16 protein-coding genes are annotated in these 17942 nt (G+C 70.9%); 6 read left to right on the forward strand and 10 right to left on the reverse strand.

What is annotated here, in order from left to right:
- The first annotated feature begins 25 nt into the window (after nt 1–25).
- Nucleotides 26–3697 (forward strand): S8 family serine peptidase, encoded by a 3672-nt coding sequence (locus tag AB0M01_RS35450; protein ID WP_363676879.1) that lies wholly within the window; start codon nt 26–28, stop codon nt 3695–3697.
- Between the two features lie 93 nt (nt 3698–3790).
- Here AB0M01_RS35450 and AB0M01_RS35455 read toward each other — a convergent pair whose 3' ends face one another.
- The gene (locus tag AB0M01_RS35455; protein WP_363676880.1) at nt 3791–4402 is read right to left on the reverse strand and encodes a nitroreductase family protein; all 612 of its coding nucleotides are present in this window, start codon (nt 4400–4402) and stop codon (nt 3791–3793) included.
- Nucleotides 4403–4505: 103 nt separating this feature from the next.
- Between AB0M01_RS35455 and AB0M01_RS35460 the strand changes: the two genes are divergently transcribed.
- Nucleotides 4506–5336, forward strand: coding sequence for a hypothetical protein (locus AB0M01_RS35460; protein ID WP_363676881.1), 831 nt, complete (start codon nt 4506–4508; stop codon nt 5334–5336).
- On the opposite strand, the gene AB0M01_RS35465 is transcribed toward AB0M01_RS35460, so the two are convergent.
- From AB0M01_RS35465 to AB0M01_RS35475, 3 genes are all read right to left on the reverse strand, one after another.
- Nucleotides 5333–6403, reverse strand: coding sequence for a DUF4185 domain-containing protein (locus tag AB0M01_RS35465; protein WP_363676882.1), 1071 nt, complete (start codon nt 6401–6403; stop codon nt 5333–5335). The genes AB0M01_RS35460 and AB0M01_RS35465 overlap by 4 nt on opposite strands.
- A gap of 107 nt (nt 6404–6510) precedes the next feature.
- On the reverse strand, nt 6511–7329 hold the full coding sequence (locus tag AB0M01_RS35470; protein ID WP_363676883.1) for a sulfurtransferase: 819 nt from the start codon (nt 7327–7329) through the stop codon (nt 6511–6513).
- Nucleotides 7326–7979 (reverse strand): thymidine kinase, encoded by a 654-nt coding sequence (locus AB0M01_RS35475; RefSeq protein WP_363676884.1) that lies wholly within the window; start codon nt 7977–7979, stop codon nt 7326–7328. The genes AB0M01_RS35470 and AB0M01_RS35475 overlap by 4 nt, the downstream gene beginning before the upstream one ends.
- 90 nt (nt 7980–8069) lie before the next feature.
- Here AB0M01_RS35475 and AB0M01_RS35480 point away from each other — a divergent pair, with 90 nt between their 5' ends.
- A complete protein-coding gene (locus tag AB0M01_RS35480) occupies nt 8070–9713 on the forward strand; it encodes a S8 family serine peptidase (RefSeq protein ID WP_363676885.1) in 1644 nt (547 codons plus the stop codon).
- On the opposite strand, the gene AB0M01_RS35485 is transcribed toward AB0M01_RS35480, so the two are convergent.
- The 4 genes from AB0M01_RS35485 to AB0M01_RS35500 are packed head-to-tail and all read right to left on the reverse strand — an operon-like array spanning nt 9710 to nt 14096.
- Complete coding sequence (locus AB0M01_RS35485; protein WP_363676886.1) at nt 9710–10831, reverse strand: nucleotide pyrophosphatase/phosphodiesterase family protein; 1122 nt, start codon at nt 10829–10831, stop codon at nt 9710–9712. The two genes, AB0M01_RS35480 and AB0M01_RS35485, sit on opposite strands and share 4 nt — an antisense overlap.
- A 4-nt stretch (nt 10832–10835) precedes the next feature.
- Nucleotides 10836–11456, reverse strand: coding sequence for a DUF5998 family protein (locus tag AB0M01_RS35490; protein ID WP_363676887.1), 621 nt, complete (start codon nt 11454–11456; stop codon nt 10836–10838).
- A gap of 37 nt (nt 11457–11493) precedes the next feature.
- Nucleotides 11494–13389 (reverse strand): FtsX-like permease family protein, encoded by a 1896-nt coding sequence (locus tag AB0M01_RS35495; RefSeq protein ID WP_363676888.1) that lies wholly within the window; start codon nt 13387–13389, stop codon nt 11494–11496.
- Nucleotides 13386–14096 carry an ABC transporter ATP-binding protein gene (locus AB0M01_RS35500; protein WP_363676889.1) on the reverse strand — a complete coding sequence of 237 codons (711 nt, stop codon included), beginning with the start codon at nt 14094–14096 and terminating at the stop codon, nt 13386–13388. The genes AB0M01_RS35495 and AB0M01_RS35500 overlap by 4 nt, the downstream gene beginning before the upstream one ends.
- Nucleotides 14097–14427: 331 nt before the next feature.
- Between AB0M01_RS35500 and AB0M01_RS35505 the strand changes: the two genes are divergently transcribed.
- A complete protein-coding gene (locus AB0M01_RS35505; protein WP_363676890.1) occupies nt 14428–14691 on the forward strand; it encodes a hypothetical protein in 264 nt (87 codons plus the stop codon).
- A 41-nt stretch (nt 14692–14732) separates the two neighbouring features.
- Complete coding sequence (locus AB0M01_RS35510) at nt 14733–15098, forward strand: hypothetical protein (protein ID WP_363676891.1); 366 nt, start codon at nt 14733–14735, stop codon at nt 15096–15098.
- Between the two features lie 27 nt (nt 15099–15125).
- On the opposite strand, the gene AB0M01_RS35515 is transcribed toward AB0M01_RS35510, so the two are convergent.
- Both AB0M01_RS35515 and AB0M01_RS35520 read right to left on the reverse strand, forming a co-directional pair.
- Nucleotides 15126–16136 carry a P1 family peptidase gene (locus AB0M01_RS35515; RefSeq protein ID WP_363676892.1) on the reverse strand — a complete coding sequence of 337 codons (1011 nt, stop codon included), beginning with the start codon at nt 16134–16136 and terminating at the stop codon, nt 15126–15128.
- 40 nt (nt 16137–16176) lie between these two features.
- Nucleotides 16177–16749 (reverse strand): helix-turn-helix domain-containing protein, encoded by a 573-nt coding sequence (locus AB0M01_RS35520; RefSeq protein ID WP_363676893.1) that lies wholly within the window; start codon nt 16747–16749, stop codon nt 16177–16179.
- 146 nt (nt 16750–16895) lie between these two features.
- On the opposite strand from AB0M01_RS35520, the gene AB0M01_RS35525 reads away from it, so the two are divergent.
- Entirely contained in the window at nt 16896–17915 is a 1020-nt protein-coding gene (locus AB0M01_RS35525) for an aldo/keto reductase (protein ID WP_363676894.1), read from the forward strand.
- Nucleotides 17916–17942 lie beyond the last annotated feature (27 nt).

Genomic DNA, 17942 nt, shown 5'->3' on the forward strand with positions numbered 1-17942 from the left:
AGAACGTCAGCGGGCAATACCGTGCATGGCACAGAAGAAATACTGGTTGGCCGCCCCGGTGGCGGCGCTCGGAGTGCTGGCGACAGGATTCCTGTCCGCACCCTCGTCCGCCACCCAGCCCAGCGCCGCGCAGCCTCAGCCCCGCTCCTCGACAGTCACCCTCATCACCGGCGACAAGGTCACCGTCACCGCCCAAGGTGACATCGAGATCCACCCCGTACGCCGTACCGGCGCCCCGACCGCCGGATTCTTCCGGCACACCGGCCCCGACGGCGTCACCGTGATCCCCGCCGAAGCTCTCCCGCTGGTCCGCTCCGGCGCCCTCGACAAGGCCCTGTTCGACGTCACCGGACTGATCCGCCAGAAGCTCGACGACGAGCACACCAAGGAGCTGCCCCTCCTGATCCAGTCGTCAGGCGCCGCCCGGAAGTCCGCGCCCGTCGGCCGCATCACCCGCCAGCTCCCGGCGGCCAAGCTCACCGCCGTGACCGCCGCCAAGTCGGCAGCGACGTACGACAAGCTCACCACCCCGGACCAGGCCGCGCTGACCGGTGGAGCGACCAAGATCTGGCTCAACGGCCGCGCGAAACCCAGCCTCGACGTCAGCGTCCCGCAGGTCGGCGCCCCGGCCGCCTGGCAGGCCGGGTTCACCGGCGCCGGCGTGAAGGTCGCCGTCCTGGACAGTGGGTACGACGCCACGCACCCCGATCTGGCCGGAGTCGTGAAGGACACGAAGGACTTCATCCCCGGCGACCCGGCCGGGATGAAGGACGAGACCGGCCACGGCACGCACGTCGCCTCCACGATCGCCGGTCGCGGCACCGCCTCCAACGGCCGGTACGTCGGAGTCGCCAAGCAGGCCGACCTGCTGATCGGCAAGGTCTGCGACCCCGACGGCTGCCCGTACGACGCGATCATCGCCGGCATGCAGTGGGCCGCGACCAGCGGCGCCCGGGTGGTGAACCTGAGCCTCGGCGGCGGCGCCACCGACGGCACCGACCCGCTGTCGGCGGAGATCAACCGCCTCACCGCCCAGACCGGCACCCTGTTCGTAGTTGCTGCAGGCAACGATGGCCCCGACGGCCGGGTCTCCTCCCCGGCCACCGCCGACGCGGCCCTGGCCGTCGCATCGGTCACCAAGCAGGACACGCTCGCCGAAGACTCCTCGGTCGGCCCACGGATCGGCGACTTCGCGCTCAAGCCCGACCTGGCCGCGCCCGGCGTCGACATCGTCGCGGCCCGCGCTGCGGGAACGCTCGACGACCGCGCCGTCGACGAGCACTACGCCCGGTTGTCGGGGACCTCGATGGCTACGCCGCATGTCACCGGCGGCGCCGCGATCCTGGCTCAGCAGCACCCGGACTGGAAGGCCGCCCAGCTCAAGACCGCGCTGATGAACAGCGCCCACCCGGTCGACGCCGGGGTCTACGGACAAGGCGCCGGGCGCCTCGACCTCGCCCGCGCGACGACGCAGCAGGTCACCAGCTCCCCGGCCGGCCTGAGCTTCGACACCGTTCGGTGGTCCAGCAGCACCCCCGAACCCCGGACCCAGCAGATCACCTACCGGAACGCAGAGAGCGCTCCCCTCGTTCTCGACCTGAAGCTCGACGTCCGCGACGCGACCGGGAAGGCGGCCGGGCTGTTCACGGTCAGCCCGAGCACTCTCACCGTCCCGGCCGGCGGTCAGGCGAGCGCCACGGTGACACTCACCCCGGGCGACGCGACACCCGGCACGTACGGCGGCCGCCTGGTCGCCACCGGCGATCGCACGGTGGTCCAGACCCCGGTCGGCGTCACCAAGGAACCCGAGAGCTACAACCTCACCGTGAGCATGAAGGACCGTAACGGTGCCACGGTGAAACCGGAGAGCGGTCTCTCGGTGGTACAGAGCCTGGACGACCCGACGGGGACCTACTATCCGGTCCGCCCCGGCGAGAAGCTCCGCCTGCCCGCGGGCCAGTACGCCGTCTTCAGCAACGTCGCGACCCCGGTCCCCGGCCGGGTCGAGTCCTCGCTGACCAGCGCCGCCGAGCCGGAGCTCGCCCTGCGCCGCGACACCGTGCTCGCGATCGACGCCCGCCAAGGCCGGCCCGTCAGCCTCCAGGTGGACGCCGAGGACGCCCGGATCGTGAGCGGGATGACCGGCATGCTCTACGAGCACGGCGACGTGCGCGCAGGCCTCGTACGTCCGATCCGCAAGCTGGAGTACGCCGTACCGACGAAGCGGCCGAACCCCGATTTCGTCTTCTACACCAGGCCCCAGCTGGAGCGGCCGCTCGTGCGACTGGCTGTCAAAGCGCCCAACGCCTTCGAGGTCCCGGTCGACTGGGTTCCAGGCGGGCCGCAGCTCGTCGGCCGCCGGCAGCTCGGTGTCGTCGACGTCGGCCATGCCGGACCGGACGAGATCGCCACGCACCCGCTGAAGGGCAAGCTGGCGCTCTTCACCTTGTCGGCCGGCGAGGAGGACAGCTTCCGGGACCGGTTGCGGCAGTTGCGGGCCGCCGGTGCCGTGGCCGCGTTCTACCGCGTGTCCGAGGCGATCTCGCTCTCCGAGGCCGACGCGTCATCGCTCCCGACGCTGTACGCCGACGACGCCACCGCGGGACGCCTCGCGGCTCTCACCTCCGCGACGGTGACGATCGATGGCAACGCCGGTAGTCCGTACCGGTACGAGCTGGCGGTTCCGTACGAGGGCGGCATCCCGCGCAACCCGGCGTACCGGCCGCGCAACAGCGACCTGGCGACCGTGCAGGCGAGCTACTCCGCGCCCGGTACCGGCTGGACCGGCTACCGCGACTTCACCAGCACCTCGGGCCGGTGGGAGCTCAGCGAGTCGCTGTGGTCGTCGGTGGTCAACCTGCCGACGCGCCGGACGGAGTACTTCTCACCGGGCCCGATCAAGTGGACCTCCTCGCTCCGCGTCGCACCGCCGGCCGGCGACGGCGTCCAACAGGGCTACCAAGGCGTCGTGAACCACTCCTACCGGCGGGGCGAGAAGCTCACCGAGGAGTGGAACAAGCCGGTCTTCGGTCCGGGCTTCGCCTTCCCGCTGTCCGGTCCCGGGACGCACCTCGCGGTGCGCGACGGCAACGTCGTCGATGTGCTCCTGCCGCTGTTCTCGGACTCCGCCGGACACACCGGTCTGCCGGAGCCTGACGACTTCAACTTCGGCGACCACGGGAAGACCACGCTGTCCGCTGGGAGCACGACGATCGGGACCAGCGACGTTCCCGGTGCCGGGACGTTCGAGGTGCCGGCCGGCCGTACGGCGTACCGGCTCAGCACGGAGGTGACACGCACGCACCCGTACTGGCCGCTCGGGACGAAGATCAGCGCCGCGTGGACCTTCCACTCCGCGTCGACCGCGAAGCCCACACCGCTGCCGCTGCTCACCGTCGGCTTCGACCCGAAGCTCGACCTGTCCGGCCGCGCTCCGGGCGGGCGCCAGTTCACCGTTCCGGTCCGTGTCGATCGTCAGCCCGGATCGACCGGTGGCGAGGCGACGCTGCGCTCCGTCGAGGTCTCGTACGACGACGGCGTGCACTGGCAGCAGGCGAGCCTGACGACGGCCGGAGCCGGCTGGCAGGTGTCCCTGAGCCACCCGAAGGAGGGCTCAGTCTCGCTGCGCGCCTCCGCGATCGATGCCGAGGGCAACAGCGTGGAGCAGACCACGATCCGCGCCTACCGGATCGGGTGACGTCCGCGAGCGGTCCGCGCTGATCACCGGCGCGGATCGCTCCAGGACGCCCAGCGCTCCTGCGCGCGGACCAGCAGCGCTTCCGGGCGCGGACTACCAGCGCTCCTGGTGCACGACCTCGTCGTACCGACGTCGCGGCCGCCGCCCAGCGGCCGCGACGTCGCCCCACGTCTTCGCGTCCGGCGCCTCGTGCCCGAGCAGCGCGATCCCGACCGGGATGTACTCCGCCGGGATGCCGAGCAGCGTGCGCACATCGTCGGCCTCCAGCCCACCCACGAACGCCGCACCGATCCCCTCGTCGACGGCCGCGAGCAGCAGCAGCGTCATCGCGGCGCCCGCGTCGGTGTACCAGAACGGGACCACCCACAGCGCGTCCTCGTCGATCTCGGAGACCACCTGCTGCTTGTCGGCCTCCCGGTACCGGCCCTTGTAGATCTCCGGGCTGACGCAGATCACCACGTGCACCTGCGCCTGCGCGACGAAGTCCGGTCGCTGCAGCTGCTCGAACATCTCCCGGCCCGGCTCGGCGATCGCCGCGCGGGTCGCCGGGTCGGTCACCACGACGAACTCGACGCCCTGGCTGTACCCCGCGCTCGGCCCGCGCCGCGCCACGTCGAGCACGCGGCGTACGACGTCCGGGTCGACCGGCTCGTCGGTGAACGAGCGGACCATCTTCCGGCGGCGGACCACGTCGAGGAACTCCACCCTGGGCACGATAGCCGCGCGATCTCGCAACCTTTCCGCTCCCGCTCGCATCGTGGCGAGTAAGAGCCAGGCCGCCGGGCCGGGCGGATCGGAAGGATGGGCCATGTCCGCGGTGAACGAGGTCGACGTGAACGGGTTCTGGGAGAACGGCTGGACGATCGTGCGCGGGGTCTACTCCCCGAGCGACGTGCAGCGGCTCCGGGAGGCCGCGCACTGGTCGCGGAAGAACTTCGGGGGCGACCTGCTGGCCAACCCGCGGCTGCGCGAGGTGCTGACCGACGGCAACTTCGTGAAGATCGCCCGGCAGATCCTCGGTGAGGACAAGATCGTCTACACCGGGGACAGCGCGTTCACCGTGAACGGCGTCCAGCGCGGCTTCCACAAGGACAACGCCGACCGGGTCGACCCGAACGCCCCGGACTGGAACGGCCGCTACACGATCCTGCGCTTCGGGATCTACCTGCAGGACCACTACCGCCACACCGGCGGGCTGAACCTGCGGCACCAGTCGCACAACACGCCAGACCTGACCGTCGGCGACAACGTCTACGTCCGGACCCGGGTCGGCGACGTCGCGGTCTGGAGCCTGCGCACGACGCACAGCGGCAACGGCACGCTGCTGCGCTTCCCGAAGTCGAAGGCGCCGCTGCCGCACGAGCACGACAAGTACCCGAAGTGGCGCGTCGCGAGCAAGGACGGCGACCGGATCGCGCTGTTCGCCGCCCTCGGCCTCGACGACGCCCACATGGCCCGGTACGTCGACTACCTGAAGACCCGCAAGTACATGGTCGACATCTGGGGCAAGACCCGCTACGACCAGGCCGCCCTGACCGCCGCGTCCGAGGCCGGCCTGATCGTCCGCGACGTCCCCCGCGAGGTCGCGGGCGACCCGAACGCAGGCCAGCACGTGGACTACGTCGCGCTGCCGTACTAGCCGAAGCCGCGGACGCGGAACTGCATCGCTCGGTAGGGCCAGCCGGCCGAGGTGTTCCACTGGCTCACCGAGAGGTGCAGGTCGCTCAGCGTCGAACCCGGGATGACGTAGCCGCCGTACAGCTGGGCGACGTGGTTGTCGTTCTCCTGGCCCCACGCGCCGCCGTAGATCAGCGTCTGCCGGTACGCCGTGAACAGGTTCGACGTGGGCGTGTCCATGATGATGCCGTCGATGCGGTAGTCACCGGCGTTGAACCAGGTCAGCACCCACTTCCCGCCGAGCGGCCGCAGGCACAGCTCGCCGAAGCTGCCGGTCAGGATCGGCGTCGCCGGGTTGCCCCAGGCCCAGACGCCGTCGCGGAAGCCCCACGGCTCGTACGCCGCCGGGTTCGCGATCTGGTTGCTGCGGACGCGCTTGAGGATGATCGGCTTGTTGCGCTGGAAACCGGTCGAGTACACGTAGACGTACCCGTCGTTGCCCTCGCCCCAGGTGATGCACTGGAACAGGCCGCCGTCGATGTTGGGCTGGAACTTCGCGCCGGTGTGGTACCAGCTGGCGCCGGAGTTGTCGCTGCGCCAGATCTCGGTCCAGACCACGTTGCCGAGGCCCTTGTTCACCATCGCGTGCAGGTACATCGACCCGCCGATGGTGATCACGTCGGACGGCAGCACGGTCGAGAAGGTCGGGTTGTCGTGCGGGTAGTCCCACAGCTGCTGCGCGGCCGCGCCGCCGACCGCGCCGGACCACTTCACGCCGGAGTTCAGGTCGGTCGTCGTCGACCAGAGCGCGACCGGCGACCGCCACCAGCCGCCGCCGACCCGCGCCTGCTCGAAGGTGTCGCCGAACATGAACAGCATCCGGCCGTCCGGCGTGCGCGCCGGGATGCCGAGATCCGTCGCGGCCATCCGGAAGCGGTCGGTCAGCCCGGGGCCGGTCAGGTCCGCGACCTTGTTGGTCAGCACAGCCTGTACGCCGTTCGCGCTGCTCGGTGCGGCCCAGGCGGCGCCTGGCGCCGCGGCCAGCGCGCCGGCTCCGGCGGCTGCTTTCAAGAACGTTCTGCGATCCATCGTGAGCTCCTCGATCTGGGACGGGAAATCGATTGCTCACGAGCCTGCGACCGGAACGGAACGAAGTCAACAGATCACTTCAGGGTTACCACCCTGGTCGAAAGGCGTCAGTCCCGCCCGGTCGCGACCGGCCGCTCCGGATCGGTGATCCACTCCGACCACGACCCGACGTACACCGGCGCGTCCACCCCGGCGATCTCCAGCGCCAGCGCCTCGTGCGCCGCGGTCACACCCGACCCGCAGTACGCCGCCACCGGCTGCGACCCGTCGGCACCGAGCTTCGCGAACCGCTCGCGCAGCTCGTCAGCCGGCAGGAACCGCCCGTCCTCAGCCACGTTCCCGGTCGTAGGAGCGTTCACCGCACCGGGGATGTGCCCGGCGACCTTGTCCATCGGCTCGACCTCACCGGCGAACCGCTCCGGAGCCCGAGCATCCAGCAGCACCCCGGTGGAGGCGATCTCCGCAGCACCTTCGGCATCAAGCACTTGAAGGCTCCCACCAGCAGTCACGAACTCGCCCTTCGCATCCGCCGGCACCTCCGCGCTGACCTCTCCCCCGGCCGCCTTCCACGCCGCGAGCCCACCGTCGAGCACCCGCACGTTCTCCACCCCGAAGTACCGCAGCACGAACCGCGCCCGCGCCGCCGCCATCGAGTTCGCGGCGTCGTACACGACCACCGCCGAGTCCCCGTCGATCCCGGTCCGCCGCAGCAGCGCCTCGACGACGCTTGCGGAAGGCAACGGGTGCCGGCCACCGGCACCGGGCGGCCCGGCCAGCTCGGTGTCCAGGTCCACGAAGTACGCCCCCGGCACGTGCCCGGCGTCGTACGCCTCCCGCCCGGGCGGACCCATCAGGTTCCACGTCGCGTCCAGCACGACCAGACCGGTCGCGGCACGCAGCTCGGCAGCGGTGATCAACGGGCTCATGATGCGGAACCTCCGAACGGGAGTACCTCGGGAGACAGCGTGGCCCGGGCCCGGGCCGTGGTCAGCCGGCGCCGGTGGTGCCGACGGCAGAGTACTTCGTACGCGACCTCGCGGTCGTCCTGCTCGATGTCGCCGACGACCAGCTGCTCGCCCTCGGTGACCATCTCGCCGCCGACCGTCCGCGCGTTGTGGGTGGCCCGCTCGCCGCACCAGCACAGCGCCTCGACCTGGAGCAGCTCCATCCGGTCGGCCAGCTCGACCAGCCGCGCCGAGCCCGGGAACAGCGTCGCCCGGAAGTCGGTCAGGATGCCGAAGCAGAAGACGTCGATCTGCAGCTCGTCGACCATCCGGGCCAGCTGCTCGACCTGCTCGGGCTGGTAGAACTGCGCCTCGTCGCAGACCGCGTAGTCGATCCGGCCGCCGTGGGTCAGCTCGCCGACGACGTAGTCCCAGAAGTCGAAGTCCGGCCGGACCTCGATCGCCTCGGCGGCCAGGCCGAGCCGCGACGACAGCACGTTGTCACCGGCCCGGTCGTGGCTGGTGAAGATCCGCCCCAGCCGGCCGCGGGCCCGATGGTTGTGATCCATCTGCAGCGCGAGGGTGGACTTGCCGCAGTCCATGGTCCCGGTGAAGTAGAGCAGCTCAGCCACGGGCGCCCATCCTGCCAAAGTCGCTTGCGGGTCAGTAACGCCGGGGGGCTCCGGCTTTTGTTCTGCACCTTTGTCAGGTTCTACTTGGTCGTGCGCAAAGCTCTGCTGTTCGCCCTGTCGTTCGCCCTGCTGCTGACCACCACCGCGGCTCCGGCCGCCGCCGTACCGGTCCGGGCCGAGGCGGGGCTGCGCGCGTACTTCGTGATCACCGCCCCGAAGCAGACCGCGGCCGTGACGTCGGCGATCACCGGCAACGGCGGCACCGTCTACGCGGCGTACGACGCGATCGGCGTCCTGGTCGTGCACTCCGCGACCGCCGACTTCGCCACCAAGCTGCGCGGGGTGAGCGGCGTCCAGAAGGTCGGAGCCACCCGTACGTCGGACCTCCCGGCCGCCGCGGCCAACCCGCCGATCCCGCCGGCCCCGGCCGAGAACCCCGACGAGACGCCGGAGATCCCGCGGCCGGACATGCAGCAGATCGGCGCCGACCAGGCCTGGGCGGTGAACCCGGGCTCGAAGTCGATCACCGTCGGCGTGCTCGACACCGGCGTCGACGACCAGCACCCGGACCTGAAGCCGAACTTCGACGCGTCCCGGTCGGCGTCCTGCGCGTACGGCAAGGCCGACACCCGGCCCGGCGCCTGGCGGCCGGTCGGCGAGCACGGCACCCACGTGGCCGGCTCGATCGCGGCAGCCAAGGACGGCAAGGGCATGGTCGGCGTCGCTCCCGGCGTACGGGTGTCGTCGATCCGGGTCGCCGAGGCCGGCAACCAGCTGTTCTTCCCGGAGAACACGGTCTGCGCGTTCGTCTTCGCCGCCGACAAGGGCGTCTCGGTGACCAACAACAGCTACTACACCGACCCGTGGCTGTTCACCTGTCCGAGCGACCCCGACCAGGACGCCATCGCCGAAGCGGTCCGCCGTTCGGTCGCGTACGCCGACAGCAAGGGCGTCGTCAACGTCGCCGCGGCCGGCAACGAGAAGTACAACCTGGCCGAGAAGTCCGGCGACGACACCAGCCCGAACGACTCGACCCCGGGTCAACGGACGATCACCAACGACTGCCTGAGCCTGCCGACCGAGCTGCCGAACATGGTCGTGGTCGCCTCGGTCGACGGTGGCAGCGTGAAGTCGAGCTTCTCCAACTTCGGCACCGGCAAGATCACCGTCGCCGCACCTGGCGAGGACGTCTACTCGACGGTCCCGGGCGGCGGCTACCAGACGATGGACGGTACGTCGATGGCCTCGCCGCACGTCGCCGGTGTCGTCGCGCTGCTGCGCAGCGTCAACCCCAAACTCAACCCCGAGCAGGTCCGCGACCGGCTCACCGCCCAGGCCAACGACCTCACCTGCCCGGCCACCTCCGGCGGCGAGTGCACCGGCTCGGAGGCGAACAACTCGTACTACGGCGAGGGCCTGGTCGACGCGGCCGAGGCCGTCGGCGCGTCGACCAAGACGCCGTCGTCCGGCGTGACGATCACCAAGCCCGGTGAGCAGCTCGGGATCGGCGGGCTGCCCGCCGTACCGCTGCTGATCAAGGGGATGAGCAGCAAGGGCGAGATCGGCTACACCGCGACCGGCCTGCCGCCGGGCCTGAAGATCGACCCCGAGCGCGGCTGGATCACCGGAGTGCTGACGCCGGGCGCCGGGCGCTACAAGGTGACGATCCGCGCACAGGACGGCGACGGACGGGATGCCACGTCGACGTTCTTCTGGAACGTCTGGAGCTTCTAGCCCGCGTCGATCAGCAGGGGAATGGCCATCTCGTCCTCGGTGAGCGAACCGTGGACGCCGATCAGGCCGGCCTCCTGCGGGAAGCGCGTCCCGGCGACCAGCGCGACCGGGCCGAGTGCCGCGACCACGACGTCACCGATCCGCGGCGCGACCCGGTCCTCGACCTGACCGAACCAGCCACGCTCGGCCGCCTCCGACCGGGACAAGACGAGCGCACGGTCGCCGAGCAGCTCGCGGTAGCGGTCGGCGACGTACGGCTCGGCACCAGGCACGCAGTACAGGTGACGAAACCGCGACTCGCCACCGATCAGCCGGACGCCGTCGGTCAGCGTCGGGTCGGCGTCGAGATCGATCCGGTCCTCGGGCGCGACGTCGACCATGCCGTGATCAGCGACGACGACCAGTACGGCGTCACGCGGCAGCGACGACCTGACCCGCTGCGCGAACGAGTCGGCCGCGGTCAGCTCCTTGCCCCACTGCCAGGACTCGCAGCCCTGCATGTGCCCGGTGTAGTCGAGCTGGGAGTCGTACACGTACACCAGCGACGAACTTCCCTCGCGACTCGCGAACCTGGTCGCGTCCAGCCGGTCCTCGATCGTGTCAGCGCCCCGGTGAGCGCTCCCCCGGAACGCCGCCTGGGTCAGGCCCGACTTGTCGAACCGCGCCTTGCTGACGTTGCGCGTCGCAACCCCCGCGGCCGCGACCCGCTCGAACACGGTCGGGTGCGGCTGCCAGCGCCGCGGATCGACCGGCGCGTCCCAGGCCAGCGCGTTCAGCAGCGCGCCGGTCTCCGGCACGATCGACGAGTAGCCGACGATCCCGTGCGCGCCCGGCGGCAGGCCGGTGCCGAGACTGGTCAGGCTCGCGGCGGTCGTCGACGGTACGCCGGCCGTCAGCGCGCGTGCCGTCAGCGAGCTCAGGTACGGCGCTTGCTCGGGGTGGCGGCGCAGCAGGTTCCAGCCGAGACCGTCGAGCAGCAGTACGGCGTACCGGCGGGCCTCCGGCAGATCGAGATGGTTCTGCTCGCCCGGGACCGACAGCGCCCCGGCGACCGACGGCAGGACGTCGGCCAGCGACCCCCCGCCGTACGCGGGCAGTGTCGGCGTCGGGTCGCTCACGGCGCTAGCGGGTCGTCGCGAAGGACAGCGCGGCCGCGAAGTCGAGCACCTGCTGGATCCCGGCCGGGCCGTCGGCGGCCGCGCTGATCCGCAGCGAGATGTCGTCGGCGGCGACCGAACCGGTGTAGCCGTGGTCGGCCTCGCAGTTCGGGTCGGCGCAGACGGCGGGCTCGAGGTCGATCCGGTTCACCATGCCCCACCCGATCGTCAGCACCACCTCGCCGCCGGCCGAGGCCGACGCCGGGTCGGCCTTGCCGGAGGCGTAGGCCGACGGGTTCGGGACGACGCGGTTGACCACCACGGCGTTCACCCGGTTCAGCGGGATCGCCTCGGTCGAGGTGGACGCGTACGGCGCCCGGATCAGGTCGTCGGCGGCGTGCTCGTCGGTGTGCCCGACGATCAGCCGGGTCGGGGTGAGGGCCAGGATGGTGATGTGCCGGCGGACCTCGTCGCGGTCGAAGGTCGGCTCGTGCTGCAGCACGAAGGCCCGGATCGGTTCGCCGGCGATCGCGATCGCCAGCGAGTCGGTCACCACGTCGGGGTAGTAGCCGCACCGGTCGATCGCCTCGCGCAAAGCGGCGGAGGCGTCCGTGAGCTCCGGGACCGGCGCATTCAGGTCACGCATGCCCTCATCCTTGCATGCGCCGGTCCGTTCGCTGCGGCTAACCCACGCTGGCCTTGCGCAGTACGGGCGCGCCGGCCGCTCCGGCGAGCGCGACCAGAATCAGCCCGACCGCGACCTGACCGAACAGCAGCAGGACTCCCCAGTTGCCCTGCGTGATCACCTGCCCGCCGCTCAGCAGCAGCCCGCAGAGCGCTCCGAACCCGACCACCGGCAGGCCGACACCGACCACCGGTACGACGGCCGCGAGCCTCGACGAGCGCTCGATCACGCTCAGCGGTACGCCGGATCGGCGGAGCGCCTTGGCCGGGCCGGCCTGGTCGAGCGCCGTACCGACGGCTCCGGCCGCGGTCGAAGCAGCGCCGGTGACGAAGACGAGGCCGAGCAGGAGGGCGACACCGAGGCGCATGTCGAGGTAGAGACCGGCCTGGTGCTGGTCGTTCTCGGCGTCGGTCAGCGGGACCTTGCCGGGGACGAGGTCGTAGAGCACGGTCCGGACGGTCTCGCGATTGTTGCCCGGTACGACGATCTCGACGGTCTGGTCGCCGGTGCTGACCTCGCCCTTCAGGCCGGCTCGGGCGAGTCGGTCCTTCGCGTCCTGCGCGACCGTCTGGGTGGTGTAGAACTCGAACGCGGCGTCCTTGCCGTCGCCGTTGATGCCGTACGGCATGAACAGCGCGAGGAACCCGGTCACGAACCCGCTCAGCACCAGCGCGGCGACCGGGCGGAACGCCGCCTTCGGGTCGTCGACGAGCCGGCGGCCGGCCAGCAGCGCGACCGGGCCCTTCGCCGTACCGGCGAGGATCTTGCCGATGATCTGGACGGCGAACGGACCGACGACGCGGACCGCGAGCGCGCCGAAGCCGACGCCGATCACGAGCGGGAGCAGCGCGCCGCCGGTGCCGATCACGCCGAGGATGACCGGGCCGACCACGAGCAGGCCGAGCCGGAACGGCGTGATGCCCTTGCGGGTCTGACCGCGGACGACGCCGAGCGGCGTGATGCTGACCCGGCCGAGACCGATCAGCGCGCTCAGCACCGACAGCAGCGGTACGACGGCGAGCACGACCAGGACGAGCCACCAGCTGACGGTGAGATCGCTGACGTACCAGCGGCCGCCGCCGAGCGGGATGCGCGCGATCAGCGGGCTGAGCGCGGTGTAGCCGATCAGGCCGGCGATCGCGCCGAGCAGACCGAGGACGGCTTGCTCGACCGCGCTGAGTCGGAGGACCTGGCTGCGCGTTGCACCCGCCAGCCGGAGTGCGGCGAGTCGATGCTCGCGCCGCTTGGCGGCGACACCGGCCGCCTGGCCGACCAGGCTGAGGACCGGGAAGAGGACCAGAGCGATGCCGAAGGCAACGAGTGCGAGCAGGGTCGCGATTCGCTCGTCGGTCGACGTACCGCGCCAGGTGTCGAGGTAGTTCGGGTGGTTGTTCTGCTGCAGCCCCGGCGCGTTCTCGGCGAGACCGCGGATCGCGACGAGCTCGTCGGGCGAGGACAGACCGTCGCTCGAGATCGTGCCGGTCGGCGTCGCGACGCCGTACCGCTTGGCGAGATCCGGCCCCCAGAGCTTCGCGAGCGCCGGCGAGACGAACACCTCACCAGGCTTCGGGGCATGAGGGAGCCCTGGCGGTGGTGGCAGCTCGGCGTTGCGCTTCTCGTTGACCACCGCGAGGTCGAGGCGCTGGAACGGTTTCCCGTCGACCATGTCGTCGACGTTCTTGGTGACGCCGACCGCCGTACCGGCGTCACCGCCGTCACTGACCCGCCAGCCGATCCGATCGCTGCGCTCGGTCAGGCCGAGCGTCCCCGCGACCAGGAACGTGATCAGCAACGCGACGATCGCCGTGGCGCCGAACGCGGCCAGGTTCGCGGCCCGACCGCCCGGCCCGGGTCTGCGGACGAACCGCAACCCGAGCGAGGTCATCGGATTCATCGCTCACTCACCCGGCCGTCCACGATCCGCACCACCCGGTGGCACCGCGCCGCGACCGCGTTGTCGTGCGTCACCACCACCACCGCCGCACCCCGGTGCGTCGCCGCACCGACCAGCAGATCGATCACCTGAGCACCGGTCGCCGCGTCCAGCGCCCCCGTCGGCTCATCCGCGAACACCGCCTGCGGTTCCCCCACCAACGCCCGCGCGATCGCGACCCGCTGAGCCTGCCCACCACTGAGCTCCCCCGGCCTCCGCGTCGCCTCGTTGGCCAACCCCACCTGAGCCAACATCGCCCGAGCCCGTGTGACGGCCTCTCTCCTCGACACCCCGTCCACCATCAACGGCAAAGCCACGTTCTCGTCAGCCGGCAGCTCCGCCAGCAACTGATTGTCCTGAAACACAAACCCCAACCGCCGACGCCGCAAGACCGTCCGCTGAGCGTCACTGAGCTGATCCACCCGCTCCCCACCCAGCCAGACCTCCCCTTGATCCGGCGTCAAAATCCCCGCCAGCACATGCAGCAAGGTGGTCTTCCCGTTCCCACTGGGCCCCATCACCGCCAACGCCTCCCCCGGCCGGACCGCGACATCCACCCCCGCCAGCCCCACCACTTCCCCGTAGTACTTCACCAACCCCCGCCCGGCCAACGCCGGAAACTCGCTCCGCTGAGGTATCTGCACCATCTGAGGCCCGCTCTGAGTCATACCTGAACTCTCCAACTCCGCGCCCCGAAGCGAATCGGCCGACGGACCGGTCTGTCCCTCACCTTTAGGTAGCCCCAGGGCGACCCGCCGTAGTCCCCAGGTCGTACACCGCCGTAGCCGTTCGACCGCCCCCAAAACCCCTCGACCTCGTCGTCACAGTCACCGACGACCCCGAGGACTACGGCCCGACTCTGGCGCTCACTTCGACCACTTAGCCTCTCCCGGTAACCACCTCGAGCACGCGCCCACGTCGTACACCGAGCTAGCCGCTCGGCCATCTAGCCTGTCGGACACCCCCCACTCCGCCACGCCTCCGACAAGGAGCATCGCGATGCCGAACAGCCTGCCCCTGCACTGCCGTGTCTGCGGCCTCCCGCAGCTCACGCCACCGTGGGGTGACGACGGCAAGTCCCCCACCTTCGAGATCTGCGACTGCTGCGGCACCGAGTTCGGGTACGACGACGCGACCCCCGCCGGAATCACCCGAGCCCGGGCGCGGTGGAAAGCCTCCGGGTTTCAGTGGTTCACCGCGTCAGCCCGCCCAGAAGGCTGGAACGCCGACGCACAGCTCCCCGGGCAACAGCATGGGTCGTGACCGAAAGCGCAGGCCGTCATGGACTACAGAGGGAGTACGCGATGAAGGTGCGGTTCGTCGGAGTGAAGGACTATCCGCAGCACGTTCGGCAGGGTGCGAACGGGTTTCACGAAGGGCAGGTCTGGCCTGTTCTCGAGGCGTACTTCTCGGTGGACGGGCCGAACCAGCTCCGGATCGAGACCATCGAGGGTGAAGGACCCGGGCTGTACGACTCACGGCTCTTCGAAATCGTCGATCCGACGCTGTCTTCGGTGTGGTGTTGCTCGATCGATGCGGACGGGTCACTCACGTTCGCACCCGAGGCCTGGCTGGTCCCTGGGTTCTGGGAGCAGTTCTTCGACCAGGTCCCGGACGCGATCGACACCTTCGAGATCGGCAGACGCGCCGTGCTCGCAGACTCCGAGTGAACGGGGTTGCGAGCACGTTACCTGGAATCAGCCCGGGAACGCCGACGGATAGGTGTCGCGGTAGCTCAGGAGGGTGTTGGCTGACTCGGCGGCCAGTACGGCGTGGACGACGGCTCGGGTGAGGGAGCGGGCGCCGGCGGCGAAGACTGCTTCCAGGCGGGCGAGGGCGGTGGGGTCGGTGACGGTCAGCTTCGGGGCGGTGCCTGTCGAGACGCCGAAGATGGAGTCGCCGTCGAGGAGGGTGTGGACGGGGTCGATGGCTCGGGCGAGGCCGTCGTGGGCGATCATCGCGAGGCGCTTGGCTGCTGGTTTGTCGAGGGGGGCGTCGGTGGCTACGACGGCGATGACTGTGTTCATGCCGGGGACCGCGGGCGCGGTGGGGGCGGATTCAGTGGGCGTGTTGAGGACGCCGAACTCTTCGGCCAGGGCAGACGGTTCGCCGTAGAGGCGGCCGGACGGCGTGACGGCTGAGCCGACGGCGTTGACGATGGCGAGGGCGGCGACTGTGGTGCCGTCCTCCAGTACGACGCTGGCGGTGCCGGTGCCGCCCTTGAGGGCGCCGACCCGGGCGCCCGCGCCGGCGCCGTGGTTGCCTTGGGCAACTGGGCCGTCGGTGGCCGCGGCGATGGCGTCGCGGCCCCAGTCCGCGGTGGGGCGGGCGGTGAAGGCGCCGCCTCGGCCGAGGTCGAAGATGACGGCGGCGGGGACGATCGGGACGACGTCGTGGTCGCCGGGGCCTACGCGGACTCCCTCGCCGCGAGTCTCCAGCCACGACATGACGCCGGCGGCGGTGTCCAGGCCGTAGGCGCTGCCGCCGGACAGGACGATGGCGTTGACGCCGGGGTTGGAGTTGACCGGGTCGAGGAGGTCGGTCTCGCGGGTGCCGGGGGCGCCGCCGCGGACGTCGACGCCGGCGACCGCCGTACCGGGGAAGTAGACGACCGTCGTACCGGTCAGGTACGGCGGGTCGGTGCGTTCGACCTGGCCGACCAGTACGCCGGGGACGTCGGTGATCGCGTTGTACGGGCCTGGCTGCATGGGAACTGTCTAGCACCCCGGCGAAGCGAAGCGGTCGCGGTCAGGCCTGCGGTGGGGTGGACAGGCCGTCGAGGGCGGCGCGCAGGATGGGGTCGACGTAGCCGGCGTCGGCGGGGATGGTGGCGACGGCGACGACCAGGTCGAAGATCTGCTCGAGCGTGAGGTCGTCGCGGACCTCGCCCGACTGCTGGGCCGCGGCGAGCAGCGGGCGGCCCGCCGCGAGGCCGGCGGCTCGGCCCTCGTGCATCACGGACTCGTCGGTGCCGAGCTGGGTCAGGAGCTCGGTGGCGACGTCGCGCTTGGCGGTGATGAACGCGGCGAAGTGCAGCAGCCAGCTCCGGAGCGCGGCGCCGGGCGTCTCCCCCTCGGGGTCGGCCGCGGCGGAGCACAGCGCGGCGACCTCGTCGGCGTATACGGCTTCGAGGAGCTCGCGGCGGCCGGGGAAGTTGCGGTAGAGCGTCGCCATGCCGACGCCGGCGCGGCGGGAGATCTCGGCCATCGAGGTCTCGCCGCCCTCGCTGAACGCCTGCCGGGCGGCGGTGAGGATCTTGTCCCGGTTTCGCCGCGCGTCGGCCCGCCGGGCCGGTACGGCGTCAGCAGGTTGCGTCGGCACGGCGTCAGCCCGCGGCGCCGCCGCGGGGCCACCGGCCGGCGCCTCCGGAACAGAGCTCTCTTGTAAGTGGATAGCCTGTCCGTTACTGTCTAAGTGGATAGCCTCTCCGGTCATACTCCGGAGCATACCTCGGCAAAGGACTTCAGATGGACTACCGCCCTCTCGGCCGCACCGGCATCACCGTCAGCGAGCTCTGCCTCGGCGCGATGATGTTCGGCGGCGCCGGCAACCCCGATCACGACGACTCGATCCGGATCATCCACCGCGCTCTCGACGCGGGCATCAACTTCGTCGACACCGCCGACATCTACTCCGCGGGCGAGTCCGAGGAGATCGTCGGCCAGGCACTGAAGGGCCGCCGCGACCACGTCGTCCTGGCGACCAAGGTCGGTCTCCCGTACGACGACGACCCGAACCACCGCGGCACCTCCCGGCGCTGGATCGTCGAGTCCGTCGAGCGGTCGCTGCGCCGGCTCGGCACCGACTGGATCGACCTGTACCAGATCCACCGCCTCGACCCCGCGGTCGACATCGACGAGACCCTCGGCGCGCTCTCCGATCTCGTTGCCCAAGGCAAGATCCGTGCGTTCGGCGCCTCGACCGTGCCGGCCTCGGAGATCGTCGAGGCGCAGTGGGTCGCCGAGCGGCGCGGCCGGGAGCGGTTCCGCACCGAGCAGCCGCCGTACTCGATCCTGGCCCGCGCGATCGAGAACGACGTCCTGCCGACCACCCGGCGCCACGGGATGGGCGTGCTCACCTACAGCCCGCTCGCGATGGGCTGGCTGACCGGCCGCTACCGGCTCGGCGCCGACCAGCCCGAGTCGGGTCGTGCCGGGCGCTTCCCCGCGCGGTTCGACCTGGGGCTCGAGGTCAACCAGCGCAAGCTCGCGGCTGCCGACGCGCTCGCGAAGCTCGCCGAGAGCGCGGGCCTGACGCTGATCGAGCTCGCGATCGCGTTCGTCGTACGGCACCCGGCGGTGACGTCGGCGATCATCGGCCCGCGCACGATGGAGCACCTCGAGTCCCAGCTCCCGGCCGCCGGGATCGCGCTCTCCGACGATCTCCTGGACCGGATCGACGAGATCGTCCCGCCGGGCGTGACGATCCACCCGGAGGACAACATGTCGTTCACCGACGCGCTCGCCCCGGCGTCGCGCCGCCGCTGAAAACCCGTTGCCGCCGTCACTAGCGTG

The organism is Kribbella sp. NPDC051770, assembly GCF_040681455.1.
Classification (GTDB): domain Bacteria; phylum Actinomycetota; class Actinomycetes; order Propionibacteriales; family Kribbellaceae; genus Kribbella.

Coding starts and splice junctions, on each gene's coding strand:
- AB0M01_RS35510 (WP_363676891.1), top strand. CDS start 14,733: ATGAAGGTGCGGTTCGTCGGAGTGAAGGACTATCCGCAGCACGTTCGG.
- AB0M01_RS35460 (WP_363676881.1), top strand. CDS start 4,506: ATGTCCGCGGTGAACGAGGTCGACGTGAACGGGTTCTGGGAGAACGGC.
- AB0M01_RS35450 (WP_363676879.1), top strand. CDS start 26: ATGGCACAGAAGAAATACTGGTTGGCCGCCCCGGTGGCGGCGCTCGGA.
- AB0M01_RS35505 (WP_363676890.1), top strand. CDS start 14,428: ATGCCGAACAGCCTGCCCCTGCACTGCCGTGTCTGCGGCCTCCCGCAG.
- AB0M01_RS35490 (WP_363676887.1), bottom strand. CDS start 11,456: ATGCGTGACCTGAATGCGCCGGTCCCGGAGCTCACGGACGCCTCCGCC.
- AB0M01_RS35525 (WP_363676894.1), top strand. CDS start 16,896: ATGGACTACCGCCCTCTCGGCCGCACCGGCATCACCGTCAGCGAGCTC.
- AB0M01_RS35495 (WP_363676888.1), bottom strand. CDS start 13,389: ATGAATCCGATGACCTCGCTCGGGTTGCGGTTCGTCCGCAGACCCGGG.
- AB0M01_RS35465 (WP_363676882.1), bottom strand. CDS start 6,403: ATGGATCGCAGAACGTTCTTGAAAGCAGCCGCCGGAGCCGGCGCGCTG.
- AB0M01_RS35470 (WP_363676883.1), bottom strand. CDS start 7,329: ATGAGCCCGTTGATCACCGCTGCCGAGCTGCGTGCCGCGACCGGTCTG.
- AB0M01_RS35500 (WP_363676889.1), bottom strand. CDS start 14,096: ATGACTCAGAGCGGGCCTCAGATGGTGCAGATACCTCAGCGGAGCGAG.
- AB0M01_RS35515 (WP_363676892.1), bottom strand. CDS start 16,136: ATGCAGCCAGGCCCGTACAACGCGATCACCGACGTCCCCGGCGTACTG.